Origin of the sequence: Rahnella contaminans (genome assembly GCF_011065485.1) — a bacterium.
Classification (GTDB): domain Bacteria; phylum Pseudomonadota; class Gammaproteobacteria; order Enterobacterales; family Enterobacteriaceae; genus Rahnella; species Rahnella contaminans.
This window is the reverse complement of sequence record NZ_JAADJS010000003.1, coordinates 111,512-128,976: the sequence shown is the minus strand read 5'-3', so window position 1 is coordinate 128,976 and position 17,465 is coordinate 111,512. Positions and strand designations below refer to the sequence as shown.

Here is a 17,465-nt window from a genome sequence, read left to right as displayed (position 1 = left end):
AAAATGCTTGTTAGCGTTTCGGACGGGTGGTAAAGATTTTTAATAACGCCACACAAACACTCCTTCTGAGGATGTTTTATGCATGATTTGTGCCGGGTTGCGTCATCCACTTTCCAGTATTTTTCTTCGCGGAGTACCTGTTATGAGAACGTATGTCAGCTTCAAAAATATCAAGAAGAGCTATGACGGCGATAAACTGGTCGTTAAAAACCTCAATCTTGATGTCCATGAGGGTGAGTTTTTGACGCTGCTTGGCCCGTCAGGTTCCGGCAAGACAACCAGCCTGATGATGCTTGCAGGGTTTGAAACGCCGACTCAGGGAGAAATTCTGCTACGCGATAAACCTTTGCATAATTTGCCTCCGCACCAGCGTGATATCGGGATGGTTTTCCAGAATTACGCCTTGTTCCCGCACATGACGGTGGCCGAGAATCTGGCGTTTCCGCTGACGATACGTCGTCTTAACAAGACGGATATCAAGGAGAAAGTTGACCGTATTCTGGATATGGTCAAACTTAAACCGCTGGCAGATCGCTATCCGGCGCAAATGTCCGGCGGGCAACAGCAGCGTGTCGCCCTCGCCCGCGCTCTGGTGTTCGAACCGAAATTGGTGTTGATGGATGAACCGCTCGGGGCGCTGGATAAACAACTGCGCGAACATATGCAAATGGAAATCAAGCAATTGCACCAGATGCTGGATCTGACGATTGTCTATGTGACACACGATCAAAGCGAAGCGATGACTATGTCTGACCGCGTTGCGGTATTTAACGACGGCGTTATCCAGCAGATGGACAGCCCGAGTGTGATTTATGAAAAACCGGATAATGCGTTTGTTGCACAGTTCATTGGAGAAAATAACAGTCTGCTGGCAACCAATACGGCAGCCGAAGGTGATTTTTATCGCGCATCTCTCGATGACGGCACAATTCTTCGCGCCGTTAAAATTCGCCCGAGTTCACCCGGTAAGAAAATTTTGCTCTCAATCCGCCCCGAGCGGATCAGTATCAACAATCCTCAGCCGGGTATGGAACAGGTCAAAGCGCGGATTAAACAGTTCATCTATCTGGGCGACCATGTCCGTATGATGACCGAAGTTGCTGGTCAGGATAATTTCATGGTTAAGCTTTCTGCCGCACACATGAATCCGGATTGGAAAGCCGGATCAGAAGTACTGCTTTCCTGGTTGCCTGAACACCTGCGCGCACTGGATGTGGTAACTCATTAATTCTGCCTTTAAAATCTCTGAATCTTACAATCCTGAAATCCCGAGAATATTATAATCTTGGGATTTGATTTTTCCTGCATCTTGTCATCTTGTCATCTTGTCATCTTGTCATCTTGTCATCTTGTCATCTTGTCATCACAAGATAAATCCCAGAATCTTATAATCACAACATCCTTCAGGCCTGTATTTCATAATCATTAAATCACACCATCCTAAAATCCCGGCATCCCAACATCCGTCACAGGCCGTGACAATCCTGAGATTTTAAGATTCCGTAATCTTATTCAATCTATAAATCCCAGAATCCTTGAATCTTAATATTCTGGATTCACTATCTCCATAATCATGGAATCTCTGAATCCCAGCGCGTCACGATAATCCTATAATCCCGTGATTTATTATGGACATCCTGTAATCTCAAAATCCTAGTGGAAATCATGGAATCCTGACATCCTCTAAAGGCTGATTATACTTAGCTCCACCTTGTGTAGATAATTAATTGATTTGTATGACATGATTATGGAATCTCGTAATCCCAAAACAGTATCATGTAATCCTGAGATTCACTCTACATCCCAGGATTACGTGATACACATAATAAGTTAAGTCCATTGTTCACTTATCAACGTGTAATCTTATACTCCTGTAATCCTCTTTAAGATTACGGAAGCATGTCATCCTGGAATCCTTTCGTGCCGTACATACCTGTTTGTGCTTCAATTGATAATTAATAATTCAAAGATCACTTAATCCCGTAATCCTACGATTTATATCTGCACATCTCATGATTTTGTAATCTCAGGCGTGTAAGAATCATTTAATCCTGTAATCATAGGATACATATCTGGCATCACATGCTTCTGAAATCCAAAGATGCACAAATCCCTGAATACAGGAATCATCAGATGGTGAGATGGTGAGATGGTGAGATGGTGAGATGGTGAGATGGTGAGATGGTGAGATGGTGAGATGGTGAGATGGTGAGATGGTGAGATTTTCATGGCTACTGTTTTGAACGTCAACACCAGCCGAAACTTTTTGGCGCTCTTATTGGCATGATGCATCCCCGCGAAAATCCCAAGAACGCAGAATCATAAAATCACAAGATAGCGAAATCCTTGTAGCTCCATTTGGCACCCTTATTCTCTGAGATCGATACTTCAGCCTTATCCGCCTGCAATCCTGATATCCCAAAACCCTGGGATGATGGGATTCAAAAATCATAACATCCTGAACATTATGTTACCGCCGTAATCAATCAACCGGTAATCACGTAATCCTGAAATCACAGGATAATATAATTCGGTAATCCTAAAATATTGAAATCATCGGATGTAAACTTTATAGTAGTGCTTCAATCCTGTGATTCATGGATTTTTAAATCCCAGAATCCTATGATTACATAAATAATGAATCCCGAAACCTTATGATTACGGGATTCAATAATCTTCATTTAGCGCTTCATCAAGAGGTTGTTATGGCAGCGAAAATTATTTCTTTCCTGAACGGGAAGGGCGGGGTAGGGAAAACCACGACTTCTATTAACATCGCAACCTGTCTTGCACGACAAGGTCATAAAGTCGTGATGGTCGATACCGATCCACAAGGAAGCATCAGCAACTGGTACGACGAAAGCAAATGCCAGTTCGACCTGGCGGAAGCCGCATCAGAAAAAGAAGTTTATACCGTACGTAAGCAGTTGAAAGAATATGACTACGTAGTCATCGACGGTGCAGCAGCAATCTCGGCAATTTCATCAGCAGCGGTGATGGTCAGTGATTTAGTCCTGATCCCCGTGACACCGTCACCTTTAGATTTTGCAGCCTGTGGCGCTATACTTGCCGTTGTTGAGGCGCGTGAAAATTTACAGCCTGTCATCGCGCGTTTTCTGATCACCAAGAAAGTCGCATCCGCTAAGATGCTGGAAGTCTTGAAAGAATCGATTGCTGATACAGGCGTTCCGGCACTGCGCACAGGCACCACTCAGCGCCAGGTATACATCCGTACCATGATGGATGGCGGAACAGTCTTCGATACAACGGACGGTAATGCGAAAGGCGAGATTGAAATTATGACCAAAGAAATTACGGAGTTGTTGAAATGAAAATGAAACTTGGCCAGCACAGACAACTGACTACAGCACTGGACGCTGTAGCAAAGCCGCCCGCTTCAGTGAAGAAGTTACAGACTAACATCGATGAAGAGCTGCATCGCCGTTTCAAAACCAGCTGCTTCCTGCAAGATCGCGAGATGAAAGACGTTCTGACAGAGCTGATCAATGCCTGGCTAATCACCAACGAACGTTCCTGATCGTTTGTTCCGTCTGGATCGGGCCTTTTCTGGCCCGCTTTTGTTTCTGAAGCCTGCACAACCTTGTCCCTTCTGGTGTTTCCTTTTCCTAATCCCTTACGTATTAACGTCGCCAGTCCTTATCAGGATCCCAAGATCAAATAGTGTTTTGTTTTATTTATAAGTTTAGATCTTTCTCTTTAAGAGAGGTTTTTTATTAAGTAAATCAGCAGAATACAACGCGTCTTGTGGAGATATTTCCTGCCCGGAGTGGAGATCCTTCCTGTTGGATGTGGATCCTTTTCATGATGAATGTAGAGCTTTTTCCTGTGGATAATTCCCTTACAGATCAGTCCACTGGATACGTGGAGCTTTTTTCTGTGGACAGTTTCCATTGGGAACCCATGTCATGAACATCAGCTTAGATTTAACACTAACATATTGCCACAACTCATTTTTATGATAGGTGGAGTAATTTCCTGATCCCAGAACGAGCCCTAATGTGGAGACATTTCCTGTGACAGCGTCACGTTGTGTCACGCAGCAGGGAGAGGATCATCCTGGTCAGGCATAATCGGCTTCAGAAATCGATATACGGGCAGCAGAGCAGGGCATATGTGGAAGATTTTCCTGATCCAATCAGCGGTTATGTGGAGACATTTTCTGATCTGATTAACGCTATTCAAACGATCTCTGGAAATATAATGTTTTATAAACAGTGGGTTAGAAAATACGTGACATTGTCACTTGCCTATATGTGGAAGAATTATCTGATCAACGTGCGTGAATTCACGGTAACTGTGCAGTCAGTTAACACCTTACGCTGGAATACGTGGAAGTATTTCCTGATCCCGCGCATTGCTATACGTGGAAAGATTTTCTGAGATCGGAACGCCCCCATATGTGGAGTTATTTCCTGATCGCCGATCGTGTATCCCTAAATGTGGAGACATTTTCTGATCGCCGGGGCACATATATGTGGAAAGTTTTCCTGTAGATCCCGATTCAGACAGGGAACGGGCCGGTATGTTGAAATGAGAACGGGATCACAAAGCCGTTTACGGTCAGTTAACGTGCAGTATGGACTTATATGTGGAAGAATTTTCTGATCGGCAGGGGAGAGCAGCGAGTATCTCAGACATTCCGGGCTGGAGATCTTCAGTCCGATAAGTGGAGTAATTTCCTGTAAAAAGCGAGCCGATCCAGCATGTTAAAAAAAGGATCCCGGAGTCGGTGGAAAATCATATGTGGAAGTTTTTCCTGATCGATGTTTTAGGATCCTCTTATAACAATTTGAAAGTAAAGGAATAAATAAGCCTTGTTTTTACTTTACGTCAGTATTTTTTATGTGGAATAATTTACCTACTTTCCACTTATGGATCCTGCTACATGGAACTGAATAAACTCACCGTAGTTCAGGGGAACGATCTTCTTGAAGGCGCTTACAGCGTCACTCTGGATGAAATGCGCTTGCTTAACCTGGCGCTGGCACAAATTGATAGCAGGAAACCTCAGCCGGACACGTTATATCGACTTTTCCCTCAGGATTACCAGCGGATCTACGGAGTAAACCCGACCAGCAGCCACCGCCAGTTGCGTGAAGCTGCAGAAAGCCTGATGAAAAAGCCGGTCACCATCTACAAACCGGATACGAAAACCGGAAAGGTGCGTACCGTTCAGCTTTCGTGGTTCTCGCGGCTGGAATACGTCAGCAGTGATGATCACAGCGCCGTTGTACTGAGATTTGGTCAGGACGTTGCACCGTATCTATATGAATTAAAAGAATCTTTTACCAAACTCAATTTTGCTAATATCGCTAAACTGGATACGCCGTTCTCCGTGCGTCTGTATGGCTGGTTAATCAAAGCCAAAAACCTCTACGGCAGACGCAGCGGTAAAGCCATTGAAGTGACCCTGGATCTCAACTGGATGCGCGAGAAGGCCGGTCTGGCAGGCAAATACGAGGATTACCGTGACTTCCGCCAGAAGCTGCTTGAACCGACGATCAACCGCATCAACGCCAATACCGATATCTCCGTGGTCTGGGAGCCGGTGAAGCAGGGCAGAACCGTTGTTTCGATCAAGTTCGCGTATGTCGATGAGTCAGCGCCAGAAGCCAGTAAACCACTGCGCCCGCGCTTACCGCGCCGTCCGCGCGCAGTGGCAGGTTCGGCGCTGGAAGGCGAGTGGGCACGCCGCTGTATCACCATCTTCGAAGAGTATCGTGAGAAATTAAGCGCTTACGACGTTGAAGAAAAGGCGACGTTGCCGGATCTGCGCAAGCTTTCAGGCTGGTACAAGCTGATCGGCGAGAAGAGCAAACAAAAAGAGATCCTCTCTGAGGTCAGTTCCCGCAGTAAGAAAACCGCTGCCTGACAGTCCCGGCCGGAAAGCATTCCGAAATGAACGGCGTATCTTCGATGAGATACGCCGTTTTTCTTTGTACGGATCCGGAGGATTCCGACGTCCATTACAGTTAACTTACTGATTATCCTGACCTGAATGGTTAGTGAGTGCTTACTGGGTATGGGCAGGAAATCATTCCACATTACCCGTTTTGGCGGCTTTTTCAGCGTACTGCCCAAAAGCTATAAGCCATATTTTTTCGTTGTTAGACAAGGACAAACCCCAACCTTACTCTTCGTCATGTTTTGTAAACCTATTGCACACTTATTGATGAGGGATGTCACTTGGCTACGTTACTCACTTCTGCCCCCGCGCAATCCGTCTCCCGCGCGCGCCGCACCGCTTCTTTTAAAATCGCATTACTGGCCAGCGCCGTGATGTTTTCTTCTTTATCCTTTGCGGACGATGTTCTTAAAGAAGGCATCACTCCGGCCACAGACGCCAGCCAGGTGCCTGCTGCCGCGAAACTGCGTACGGACACCGTGATCGCCGGGATCTCCGAACCGCAGGGCATTTTTAACCCTTACTTCTTCGTGAATGGCTGGGATGAAAACGTCACCAACGTGATCTTCGCCCGCCTGATTGACTGGGACAGTCAGGGCAAACTGGTTCCGGGTCTGGCGGAGAGCTGGACGGTTAGCCCGGACGGCAAAACGTATACCATCAAACTGCGTCCGAACCTCAAGTACAGCGACGGTTCAGCGCTGACGGCGGAAGACGTCGCGTTCACGCTGACCGTGTTGTACGACCCGAAATATGACGGCGACACCGACATCACGCTGGCACACATTGCCGGTGGCGATGAATATAAGCAGGGCAAAGCGGACAGCGTCAGTGGTCTGAAAGTTATCGACCCGCTGACCCTTCAGGTGACAACCACGCAACCGGGCGCGACCACGCTGCAAAAAATCGGCGGGCCGGTGCTGTCGAAAGCCTATTACGGCAAAGATTATCAGCGTGGAAATCTCGATACACTGCGCACGCTGCATGGCAAACCGCTGGGTAACGGCCCGTATGTTTACGACAAATACATTCCGGGGCAGGAGATCCGTTTCCACGCCAACACACACTATTACCGCGGTACGCCTCCGACGCCACGTTTCATTTATCGTGTCACCAATCCGTCGACGAACTTCCAGTTATTCCAGACCGGCGATACCGACTACGACGCTTTTACGTCACGCCCGGATGATATCGAACAGCTTAAACTGCTGGGTTTTGCGAACATCAACCTGTACGGATCCAGCGATTACAGCAAGATTGAGTTCAATCTTCATCGCCCGGTATTGCAGGATGTAAAAGTTCGTCAGGCGCTGATTTACGGTCTGGATCGCCAGAAACTGATCGACGTGGTGTATCAGGGCTACGGCTCCGTGGCTATCGAGCCGATCGCGCCAATCTCCTGGGCGTATAACAATGAAGGCGTGAATCCGTACAAATTCGATCCGGCGCAGGCCAGTAAATTACTGGATGAAGCGGGCTGGAAAACCGGCGCTGACGGCATTCGTGTGAAAGACGGAAAACGTCTGGAACTGACGCTGCTGGTGAGCAAAAAAGTACTGAACGACGCCCTGATCCCTATCGCCAAAGAGGACTACCAGAAGATTGGTGTGCTGCTGAAACCACAGGTTGTGGATTTCAACGCGCTGATGTCGCAACGTAAAGCGGGGAATTACGATCTGGCGTCATTCAGCACCAGCACACTCAATGATCCGCACGACGGCGTCTGGGATTACTACAGCACAGAGGCCACGGAGCAGGGTTACAACAATCCTGAAGTGGATAAGCTGATCAACGAAGGTAATGCGACCCTCGACATCGAAAAACGTAAGCCGGTTTACCACGAACTGTACAAAGTTCTGGCGAACGATCCGCCGGTGATCCTGCTCGGCAACCGTAAAATTTTGTCGGCCAGCAGTGCCCGCGTGACCGGTTTCAAACCGGATATTTACAACGGCCTGACCGGCAGCCTGCCGGATGTCAAAATCGTCAAATAATCAGAAATCACGTTGCTGCCGGTCCTTACCGGCAGCTTCAATGAGAAAGTCATGAGAAATTTCATTCTGCGTCGTTTGCTTCAAACCATCCCGATGTTGTTCCTCGCTTCGCTGCTCATCTTTATGCTGTTTGCCAAAACGCCGGGCGATTTTATCGACGGCAATATTACCCTGACCGCTCAGCGTGCCGCCGAACTCAAAGCGTTATACGGCCTCGATCAGCCTCTGCTTAGCCGCTATCTGCACTGGCTGGGGAACCTGCTCCAGGGCGATCTGGGTTTTTCGCTGCAATATCAGATCCCGGTGAGTCAGTTGCTGAATCAGTACATCTGGAACTCCTTCCTGCTGGCGACCATCGCCATGGTGCTGTACTGGGGGATCGCGCTGGCGGTGGGCATTGTTTCTGCCATGAAACCCTATTCGCTGTTTGATCACGTCGTCAGCGTGGTGATATTCGCGGCGATGTCATTTCCGACGTTTTTCCTTTGCCTGCTGCTGATCAAATGGTTTGCGGTTGATCTCCACTGGTTGCCGGTTGGCGGCATGACCAATACCGGCAGTGACGCCACGGGTTGGGCCTGGGTGATGCAGGTCGCGGCGCACCTGGTATTACCGGTGATTGCGCTGGTGATGCTTCAGGCGGGCAGCCTGACGCGCTATTTCCGCGCCAGCATGCTGGACGTCGTACGCATGGATTTCATCCGCACCGCGCGCGCCAAAGGGCTGCGCGAGCGCACCGTCATCCTCAAACATGCGCTGCGGAACGCGCTGTTGCCAATTATCACGCTGTTAGGATTCGAGCTGCCGGGGCTGTTTTCCGGTGCGCTGATCACCGAAAAGGTCTTTAACTGGCCGGGCGCGGGGCACATTCATATTGATTCGCTGGCAGCGCGCGATTATCCGGTGCTGATGGGATTCACGCTGTTCCTGGCGGTTCTCACCATTCTGGGCAACCTGATTGCCGATGTGCTTTATGCGTGGGCTGACCCGCGTATTCGTGTGAGGTCGTGATGTTTGGATCATTATTTTCAACACACCGCCGGCTTCGTGAAGCGGGAATACCGGCGATGGCGCAGGTGACACCGTCACCGTGGCAGCAGGCCTGGAAATCGTTGCGACAGAACCGGCTGGCGATGTTTTGCCTCATCCTTCTGCTGGTCATGGCGGTCTGGTGCATAGTGGGCCCTTACTATTCGCCATGGCGCGATGACGCTACCGATGCACTGATGATTAATAAAGCGCCAAATGCCGATCACTGGCTGGGCACCGATTTTCTTGGGCGCGACGTTTATACGCGCCTGCTTCTGGCCGGGCGTATTTCGCTGATCATCGGCCTGCTTACCATGTTGCTCTCTGTGACACTCGGCTATCTGATGGGCGCGGTTTCGGGGTATCTGGGCGGCGTTGCTGACAAAATTATCATGCGTTTTGCCGATCTGGTGATGACCATTCCGAGCCTGCCGCTGCTGATTGTGATGGGCGCGATGCTCTCGGAACTGGATTTCTCGCCGGATTCGCGCGTCTACATGGTGATCGTGATGCTCAGTTTGCTGGAATGGCCGAAGCTGGCGCGTCTGGTGCGCGGGCAAATTCTGTCCCTGCGCGAGCGTGATTTTATGCTGGCGACGCAGGTGCTCGGGTTATCCGCGCGCCGTCGTCTGTTCGGCCATCTGTTGCCCAATACTGTGCCCATTCTGGTAGTGATGGCGACGATGGCGGTGGCAAACGCCATTCTCAGTGAATCGGCGCTCAGCTATCTCGGGTTGGGCGTGGTGCCACCGACGCCTTCATGGGGAAACATGATGGACGCGGCCAACAGCCTGATCGACTTCCAGCGCCGTCCGTGGTTATGGATGCCGCCGGGCGTGGCGATTTTTATCACCGTTATTGCGATTAACGTACTGGGCGATGGCCTGCGCGATGCGCTCGATCCCAAGATGAAACGGAGTAAAAAATGACAGAACCGTTGATCCGTTTTAATCAGCTTGCGCTGTCTTTTTCCAGCGATCAGGGGCGTGTGCGTGCAGTGCAGGACGTCACGTTTGACGTTCAGGCAGGGCAAACCGTCGGCATTGTGGGCGAATCCGGTTGCGGAAAAAGCGTCACGGCGATGTCGCTGATGGGATTACTGCCGCCACAGGCCGCGCGCATTGATGGCGGCGAAATCCTGTTTCAGGGGCGTGATTTACTGAAACTGCGCGCATCACAAATGGCGGATCTACGCGGCAACCAGCTGGCGATGATTTTCCAGGAACCGATGACCGCGCTCAATCCGGTGCTGACCATTGGTGAACAGCTGGTTGAGCCGCTGATCCGCCATCTCGGGGAATCGCCAAAATCGGCCTGGGAAAAGGCAACGAAGATGATCACCGACGTTGGTCTGGCGCGTGCGGAAAGCCTGATGACCAGTTATCCGCACCAGCTTTCGGGTGGCATGTTACAACGCATCATGATTGCGATGGCGCTCAGTTGTAAGCCGCAGTTGCTGATTGCGGACGAGCCGACCACCGCGCTGGACGTCACCGTGCAGGCGCAGATCTTACGGCTGTTACGCGATCAGGCGCGGCAAAATCACATGGCGCTGATGCTCATTACGCATGATTTGGGTGTGATCGCGCAGATGGCCGATCACGTGGTGGTGATGTACGCCGGGAAAATTGTTGAGCAGGGCGCAACGGCGGAAGTGCTGCGCAATCCGCTGCATCCGTACACGCAGGGGTTGATCGCGTCGCGGCCCACGCCGGGCGAGCGTCGCCGGCGGTTGTATTCCATTCCCGGTCAGGTGCCGGATCTGGCTGCGCTGCCGCCGTACTGTGCTTTTACCGAGCGTTGTGAACGTGCCACCGACCGCTGTCGTCAGGGGATCCCACCGCTGGAAGGGCGGTCGCGGCAGGCGGCCTGTTTTTACAGCGGGCTGAATCCGGCAAATGAAATGACGCAGAAGGAGTTGCAGCCATGAGTGCTGAAAATCTGATGAGTACTGACTACCTGATAGAAGTGGATGGCCTGAAGAAACACTTCCCGATCCGCGACGGCGTATTCGGGCAGGAAACCGGCCAGCTGCGCGCGGTAGATGGCGTCAGTTTTAACATCCGCAAAGGCACTATTTTCGGGCTGGTGGGCGAATCCGGCAGCGGCAAAACCACCGTCGGCAGAACGCTTCTCGGGTTGTACGACAAAACGGCGGGCAGCGTGAAGTTTCGTGGTGAAGACCTGCACCGGCTCAAGCCGAAACAGCTTAAAGCGCTGCGACCGAAAATCCAGCTGGTGTTTCAGGATCCCTACAGTTCGCTGAATCCGCGTATTCGTATTGGTGACGCGATCGGCGAAGCGATGCTGGAACATAAACTCTGCTCACGCGCTGAACTGCACGGCAAAGTGGTGGAAGTGATGAAAATCTGCGGGCTGTCGCCGCTGCATTACAACCGCTTTCCCCATGAGTTTTCCGGCGGGCAACGCCAGCGTATTGGCATTGCGCGGGCGCTGATCCTGCAACCGGAATTCATTATTGCCGATGAGCCGATCTCCGCGCTCGACGTCTCGATTCAGGCGCAGATCATCAATTTATTCTCGGATTTACGCGACGATCACGGTGTGACGTTTCTGTTTATCTCGCATGATCTGGGCGTGGTGGAACATCTGTGCGACGACGTGGCGGTAATGTATCTGGGGCAACTGGTAGAAACCGCGAGCCGCGATGCTTTATTCCGCCAGCCTTTGCATCCGTACACGCAGGCGTTACTGGCCGCCGTGCCGACGCTTGATCCTGACAGCGAACCGGTGGCAATGGTCAGCGGTGAAATTCCGGATCCGTCAAAACCGCCGTCCGGCTGCCGTTTCCATACCCGCTGCCCGCGCGCGACCGAACGTTGCCGCGCTGAAATTCCGTTACTGCGTGAAGTGGAAAGCGGCCACCGCGTCGCCTGCCATCTGGTGTAATTTCCGGCTCTTTCCCGCCGCGGCTGGCCTAGTCTTCCAGCATGCGGCGGGCTTCACTCTGCATTTTCTTCCCGACGTTTTGCGTCACTTCAATTACCTTTTGCGTCGCGGGTGAAAGAAATGCGCCTTCCCGCCAGGTAATGCCCACACGACGCGGCATCATCAGTTGATCGTTATCAATCCGGATCAGGCGGGAGATAAACTCTTCCTCGACCAGAATGTTTTCAGAAAGAAAACTGAGCAGGCCACTTTTGGCGATCAGACCGGGCACTGACGCCAGCGAGCTGATTTCCACTTTAACGTCCGGCAGCGGGCAATGATTTTCATAGAACATCTTGTCCAGCCACTGGCGCATCGACACGGTTTTGGCCGGTAAAATCCAGCCGTAACGGCTCATGTCGCGCAGCGAAACCGGCCTGCCCGCCAGCGGATGGTCGCGTGACGCCGCGACGACCACGCGATCGGCGGTAACCGGCACCTGAACCACCGGGCTTTCATAGTTCACCAGCGGCCCGATAATAATGTCGATGACGTGGCGCTCCATCAGCGTAAACAGCACGTCGTTCATGCCGATCTGGATTTCCAGTTTTACGTTGGGAACCTGTAATTGCAGCGTTTTGCAGATTTCCGGCAGTAAAAATTGTGTCGCGGAACCCGACACGCCGACACGCACAATCCCGCCCGCGCCGCTGCTCAGTTCCGTCATGACTTCTGCCATCTCATGATAGGAGTTTTGCAGCGCCAGGCCCCGCTGATAAAGAATGCGACCCGCCTCGGTCAGCTCCAGACCCCGGCCGGCTCTTTTAAACAATTTAATGCCGAGTTCTTTCTCCAAACGGGTGATGGATTTCGATAGCGCGGGCTGCGTAATATTTAAATTTTGTGACGCAAGTCTCAAATTTATCATCTCCGCAGCGGTGACGAAATAATCTAAGTCCCTGTTATTAATCATACATTCCTGAAATTCATCGATTTGGTAAAAAAATATAGTAGAAGGCATGAGAGGCGCGGTCAATAATCTCGCGATCTTTGCAGGGGCGTGAGCGTCTCCGCAATCTGAACGCCAGTGAATTCACCTGTTTTATGTAAAATAAGAAACTAAGCGCATCTATGAAAATTGTTAATTTCACCCTCAGTAAAGAACACACCAAAAGCTTCGGCATCTTCCAGACAGACGGCATTATTGATGTCGGCCGTCACTCAGGTTGCCGGGATATTAACGAATTCATGGCGCATCATCAGCTTGACGAATTGCAGCGCTATGCGCAGCTTCCGGCCGATCTTCAGCTGAGCGACATCAGCTTTCTGCCGGTGATTGACCGTCCGGGCAAAATCTTCGGCGTCGGCATGAACTACGCCGAAAAGCGCAAAGAGTTCAATGAAACCAGCGACGCGCCGACGTTATTTGTCCGCTTCGCCGATTCGCAGGTTGGCCATAACGGCATCATTATCAAACCCGCCTCTTCCAGCCAGTTTGATTACGAAGGGGAACTGGCGATCATTATCGGCCGCACCGGCCGCAATATTCCGGCCGAAGATGCGCTGGATTTCATTGCGGGCTACAGCTGTTATATGGATGGCTCGGTGCGCGACTGGCAGCATAAGTGGTACACCGCCGGGAAAAACTGGCCTGCCACCGGCGCGTTCGGGCCGTGGCTGGTGACGCCGGATGAAGTGGGCGATCCGCAGAATCTGAGCATTAAAACCTGGCTGAACGACCGGCTGGTGCAAAACGACACCACGGCTAACATGGTGCATAGCATTCCGCAGATGATTGCCTATATCAGCACGTTTACGCAGCTTTCGCCGGGGGATGTGATCATGACCGGTTCACCGGGCGGCGTGGGCAAAAGCCGCGTACCGCCGTTGTACCTGAATGACAATGACACGATTGAAGTGGAAATTGAGAACATCGGTCGTTTGACTAATAAAATCCAGGCAGCAGCCAGCGCCGCTGCCTGAATTTAACGCACCTGACTGACCAGAGGCACCGATTTTTCGGTGTCTTTGTTTTTAACGACCATCAGATATGTCAGCGTAAATGACAGCCCCAGCGATAACACCACGCCCATTACGATATAAATGAAGTACGGACCGATGTAGGCGGGCAGGCTGAAAATGCTCGACAGAATATAGCCGTACAACCGCACCCCGAAGAATGCAATAAACGCCGACGCCACAGAACTGCTGATCGTGGTGGCGATAAACGCTTTTTTATAGCGTGTCAGCACGCCAAACAGCGCCGGTTCAGTGATCCCCAGCAGCCCGGAAATCGCCGCCGACAGCACGACTGATTTTTGCTCGCGGGTTTTCACATGGAAATAAATCGCGAAGGTCGAACCGGCAATCGCCATGTTGGCCATAAACATCATCGGCATCAGCATGTCCCAGCCCTGATCGGTGAAGTTCTGCAAGGCAATTGGCGTCATGGCGTGGTGCATTCCGGTGAGGATCGCCACCGGGCGGATCGCGCCAACAATAAAACCGGCGAACACCGATGACACTTCAAACAGCCCCTGAATACCCAGCGCCAGCAGTTTACCGAGGTAAATTCCGGCCGGGCCAATCACCGTCAGTGAAACCAGCGCCGCAATAAATAACGTCAGCGTTGGCGTGAAAACGGTTTTCAGCACGTCCGGCATGATTTTGTCCACCCAGCGGTGTATGTAGCTCAGCGCCAGCACCGAGAAAATCACCGGAATCACGCTGGCCGAATAGTTAAATACCGAAACCGGCAAGATATCCATGAAATACAACGCCGTTGGCGCATCCGCAGTATGGCTGGCGAGCGCTTTTGCGGCGTCAATCAGCGTCGGATACATCAGACAGGCGGCGACTGCGGCAGCCAGATATTCATTGGTTTTGAAGATTCTCGCGGCAGAGACAGCGAGGAAGAACGGGAGAAAATAGAAAACGCCGCTGGCAATCAGATCGATGATCATCACGGTTTCACTTTTCGCCGAAATCACCTTGAGGGCGATTAAACCGGCCAGCAAACCTTTGATCATTCCCGCGCCCGCAATGGCCGGAACGATCGGGCCAAACACGCCGGACACCGTATCCATGAACATTGAGATCAGACTTTTGCGCGCATTTGTGGAAACATTTCCTGTTGGCTTTGACGCCGGATCCAGCTGCGAAACAATCGCTTCGTACCAGGTATTCACTTTCGGCCCGATAATAATCTGCACCTGACCGCTCTGGCTTTGCGCGCCCAAAACGCCGGGCAGATTTTTTATCTCATCCCACGCCACTTTATTTTCGTCGGCTAAATCAAAACGCAGACGGGTCATGCAATGCCAGATTTTATTAATATTTTCTGCACCGCCGACGCCTTTAATAACGGACTGCATTATTTCTGTATTCACCCTGAACCCCGCGACGGAAATTGTATTTTTATTCTCAGATGGGAAGGGAGTGTAATGAGCGTGGTTTTTAAAAACAAACCAATAAAACAGGATCCCGGTCACACAATCCGCCTTCTAAGCCTGGTCAGACGGGGTTTTATGATAATTGGTCTGGTTTTTTTCAGTAAATGACCGTTCTTTCATACCAAAATAAATGCATGAAATTAAGGTTTACAGCCGGGCGTAAAATACGGTGAAATAACCGCAATACCAATATTCCCGCACTCTTTTCCTTAAAAGAGCTGAAGGCCATTATTAAGGATTTTCCATGAAACCTGTGCTGATTACGCATATTGAATGCCAGATAACGCGCCCCGATCGCCATAATCTGGTGATCGTCAGAATTGAAACTGACTGCGGTGTTTTCGGCCTCGGCTGCGCCACATTCCAGCAGCGTCCGCTGGCGGTGAAACTGATGGTCGATGAATACCTCAAACCGCTGCTGTTAGGCCGCGATGCGAATCACATCGAAGATTTGTGGCAGATGATGATGGTGAACGCGTACTGGCGTAACGGGCCGGTGATCAACAACGCCATCGCAGGCATCGATATGGCGCTGTGGGATATCAAAGGCAAGCTGGCGAATATGCCGCTGTATCATTTATTCGGCGGTAAATCGAAAGATGCGGTCACCGCGTACAGCCACGCGGCGGGGGAAACGCTGGAAGATCTCTACGGCGAAGTGGATCGTCTTCTGGGCGAAGGTTATCGCCACATCCGTTGCCAGCTGGGCTTTTACGGTGGCAACGCGCGCGATTTCCACACCACGCGCGAACCGGCGGCGGGCGCGTATTACGATCAGGATCAGTACATGGATAACACGCTCGCGATGTTTAAAGCGCTGCGTGAAAAATACGGCAATCAGTTTCACATTCTGCATGACGTTCATGAGCGCCTGTTCCCGCAACAGGCGGTGCAGTTTGCCAAAGCGGTGGAACAATACCGGCCTTACTTTATTGAAGATATTTTGCCGCCCGATCAGAACGAGTGGCTGGTGCAGATCCGCAGCCAGACCGCCGTGCCGCTGGCAACCGGCGAATTATTCAATAATCCGGCGGAATGGAAGGATCTGATCATTAATCGCAGGATCGACTTTATCCGCTGTCACGTTTCACAAATCGGCGGTATCACACCGGCTTTAAAACTGGCGCATTTCTGCCAGAGTTTTGGCGTGCGTCTGGCCTGGCATTGCCCGCCGGACATGACGCCGGTCGGCGCGGCGGTGAATACGCACCTGAATATTCATCTGCATAATGCGGCTATTCAGGAATTTGTTGCTTATCCGCCCAATACGCAGCAGGTTTTCCCCGGCGCACAGGCCCCGATGAACGGGTATTTTTATCCGTGTGAAGAAGCCGGGATCGGCGTGGATTTCAACAGCGAGGCGGCGAATGAATTTCCTGTGGTGTATCGCCCGCATGAATGGACGCAAAGCCGCCTGCCCGACGGCGTGATCCACACGCCTTAAGTCTGCCGAAACGCCAGATTATCCTGATTAAACGGGATGACGTAAGTACATGAATAATCGATGTCGAGGATATCGCTGAACGCGTAAACGCGGCCGCCCTGCAAAATCCCTCTGTTGGTGATCTGCATGGCGGCGATGCCTTTCTTGCAGCCCAGCAGCTGCGCCTGCTCTTTGCTGACGCTGACCGCCTGATAACGGGTGAGGGAATGCGAAATCGCGAAGCCTTTATTCAGAACGTATTGCTGAATGGAATGCTCGATCGTTTTCTGATTCAGATCCGAAAAACCTTCGGCGGGCATCCGCGAATACTCAATCTGTACGTTGCGCTGGCTGATGCGTCGCAGACGAGTAAACGCCCAGATAAAATCATCCGCGGTTATATCGAAAACCTGCTGTTCTTCGCGGTCAGGCCGCCGCTTATGTAACTCCAGCATTTTGAAACTGATTTCGGTGAATTTCTTCTCGGTAATCGAGTTGTATACCAGCGGATTACTGCTGACGCCCGCATTGATATAAATCCCCGAGCCTTGCACGATGCGGACCGCACCGATACTCACCAGTTTTTCCAGCGCCTTGCGCACGGTAAACCGCGAAACCCCGTATTCTTCCGCCAGCTGGCGTTCCGGTGGCAGCTTTTCCGGCAACGATCCGCTGTTCTGATAAATTTTGCTCAGTAAATCCTGAGCGATAAATTCACTTTTTTTCATGGGCGTCTGGCTTATTTGAGACAG

15 protein-coding genes are annotated in these 17,465 nt (G+C 51.2%); 12 read left to right on the top strand and 3 right to left on the bottom strand.

What is annotated here, in order from left to right; genetic code table 11:
• Positions 1 to 142 precede the first annotated feature (142 nt).
• From GW579_RS15400 to GW579_RS15355, 10 genes are all read left to right on the top strand, one after another.
• On the top strand, positions 143 to 1,228 hold the full coding sequence (locus tag GW579_RS15400) for an ABC transporter ATP-binding protein (protein WP_165059893.1): 1,086 nt from the start codon (positions 143 to 145) through the stop codon (positions 1,226 to 1,228).
• Between the two features lie 1,477 nt (positions 1,229 to 2,705).
• Positions 2,706 to 3,332, top strand: coding sequence for a ParA family partition ATPase (gene parA / locus GW579_RS15395; RefSeq protein ID WP_014341720.1), 627 nt, complete (start codon positions 2,706 to 2,708; stop codon positions 3,330 to 3,332).
• The gene (locus tag GW579_RS15390) at positions 3,329 to 3,538 is read left to right on the top strand and encodes a plasmid partition protein ParG (RefSeq protein WP_101078106.1); all 210 of its coding nucleotides are present in this window, start codon (positions 3,329 to 3,331) and stop codon (positions 3,536 to 3,538) included. Before parA ends, GW579_RS15390 begins: the two co-directional genes overlap by 4 nt.
• Positions 3,539 to 4,221: 683 nt before the next feature.
• Positions 4,222 to 4,401 carry a hypothetical protein gene (locus GW579_RS15385; RefSeq protein WP_165059891.1) on the top strand — a complete coding sequence of 60 codons (180 nt, stop codon included), beginning with the start codon at positions 4,222 to 4,224 and terminating at the stop codon, positions 4,399 to 4,401.
• Between the two features lie 505 nt (positions 4,402 to 4,906).
• Positions 4,907 to 5,893: a replication initiation protein gene (locus GW579_RS15380; protein ID WP_104925214.1), complete on the top strand. Its 987-nt coding sequence runs from the start codon at positions 4,907 to 4,909 to the stop codon at positions 5,891 to 5,893.
• 407 nt (positions 5,894 to 6,300) lie between these two features.
• Positions 6,301 to 7,920 (top strand): ABC transporter substrate-binding protein, encoded by a 1,620-nt coding sequence (locus GW579_RS15375; RefSeq protein ID WP_235937418.1) that lies wholly within the window; start codon positions 6,301 to 6,303, stop codon positions 7,918 to 7,920.
• Between the two features lie 51 nt (positions 7,921 to 7,971).
• Positions 7,972 to 8,931: an ABC transporter permease gene (locus GW579_RS15370; protein ID WP_152326710.1), complete on the top strand. Its 960-nt coding sequence runs from the start codon at positions 7,972 to 7,974 to the stop codon at positions 8,929 to 8,931.
• On the top strand, positions 8,931 to 9,878 hold the full coding sequence (opp4C, locus tag GW579_RS15365) for an oligopeptide ABC transporter permease (RefSeq protein ID WP_165059889.1): 948 nt from the start codon (positions 8,931 to 8,933) through the stop codon (positions 9,876 to 9,878). The genes GW579_RS15370 and opp4C overlap by 1 nt, the downstream gene beginning before the upstream one ends.
• Positions 9,875 to 10,879: an ABC transporter ATP-binding protein gene (locus tag GW579_RS15360; protein ID WP_152326712.1), complete on the top strand. Its 1,005-nt coding sequence runs from the start codon at positions 9,875 to 9,877 to the stop codon at positions 10,877 to 10,879. The genes opp4C and GW579_RS15360 overlap by 4 nt, the downstream gene beginning before the upstream one ends.
• A 14-nt stretch (positions 10,880 to 10,893) precedes the next feature.
• A complete protein-coding gene (locus GW579_RS15355) occupies positions 10,894 to 11,859 on the top strand; it encodes an ABC transporter ATP-binding protein (RefSeq protein ID WP_152326818.1) in 966 nt (321 codons plus the stop codon).
• A gap of 28 nt (positions 11,860 to 11,887) precedes the next feature.
• On the opposite strand, the gene GW579_RS15350 is transcribed toward GW579_RS15355, so the two are convergent.
• Positions 11,888 to 12,811, bottom strand: coding sequence for a LysR family transcriptional regulator (locus GW579_RS15350; protein ID WP_165059887.1), 924 nt, complete (start codon positions 12,809 to 12,811; stop codon positions 11,888 to 11,890).
• 158 nt (positions 12,812 to 12,969) lie between these two features.
• Between GW579_RS15350 and GW579_RS15345 the strand changes: the two genes are divergently transcribed.
• Complete coding sequence (locus GW579_RS15345; RefSeq protein WP_152326714.1) at positions 12,970 to 13,821, top strand: fumarylacetoacetate hydrolase family protein; 852 nt, start codon at positions 12,970 to 12,972, stop codon at positions 13,819 to 13,821.
• A gap of 2 nt (positions 13,822 to 13,823) precedes the next feature.
• Here GW579_RS15345 and GW579_RS15340 read toward each other — a convergent pair whose 3' ends face one another.
• Complete coding sequence (locus GW579_RS15340; protein WP_165060539.1) at positions 13,824 to 15,212, bottom strand: PTS transporter subunit EIIC; 1,389 nt, start codon at positions 15,210 to 15,212, stop codon at positions 13,824 to 13,826.
• Between the two features lie 322 nt (positions 15,213 to 15,534).
• Between GW579_RS15340 and GW579_RS15335 the strand changes: the two genes are divergently transcribed.
• Positions 15,535 to 16,734 carry an enolase C-terminal domain-like protein gene (locus GW579_RS15335; protein ID WP_165059885.1) on the top strand — a complete coding sequence of 400 codons (1,200 nt, stop codon included), beginning with the start codon at positions 15,535 to 15,537 and terminating at the stop codon, positions 16,732 to 16,734.
• Here the strand turns inward: GW579_RS15335 and GW579_RS15330 are convergent.
• Positions 16,731 to 17,441: a GntR family transcriptional regulator gene (locus GW579_RS15330; RefSeq protein WP_152326716.1), complete on the bottom strand. Its 711-nt coding sequence runs from the start codon at positions 17,439 to 17,441 to the stop codon at positions 16,731 to 16,733. The genes GW579_RS15335 and GW579_RS15330 overlap by 4 nt on opposite strands.
• Positions 17,442 to 17,465: the final 24 nt, after the last annotated feature.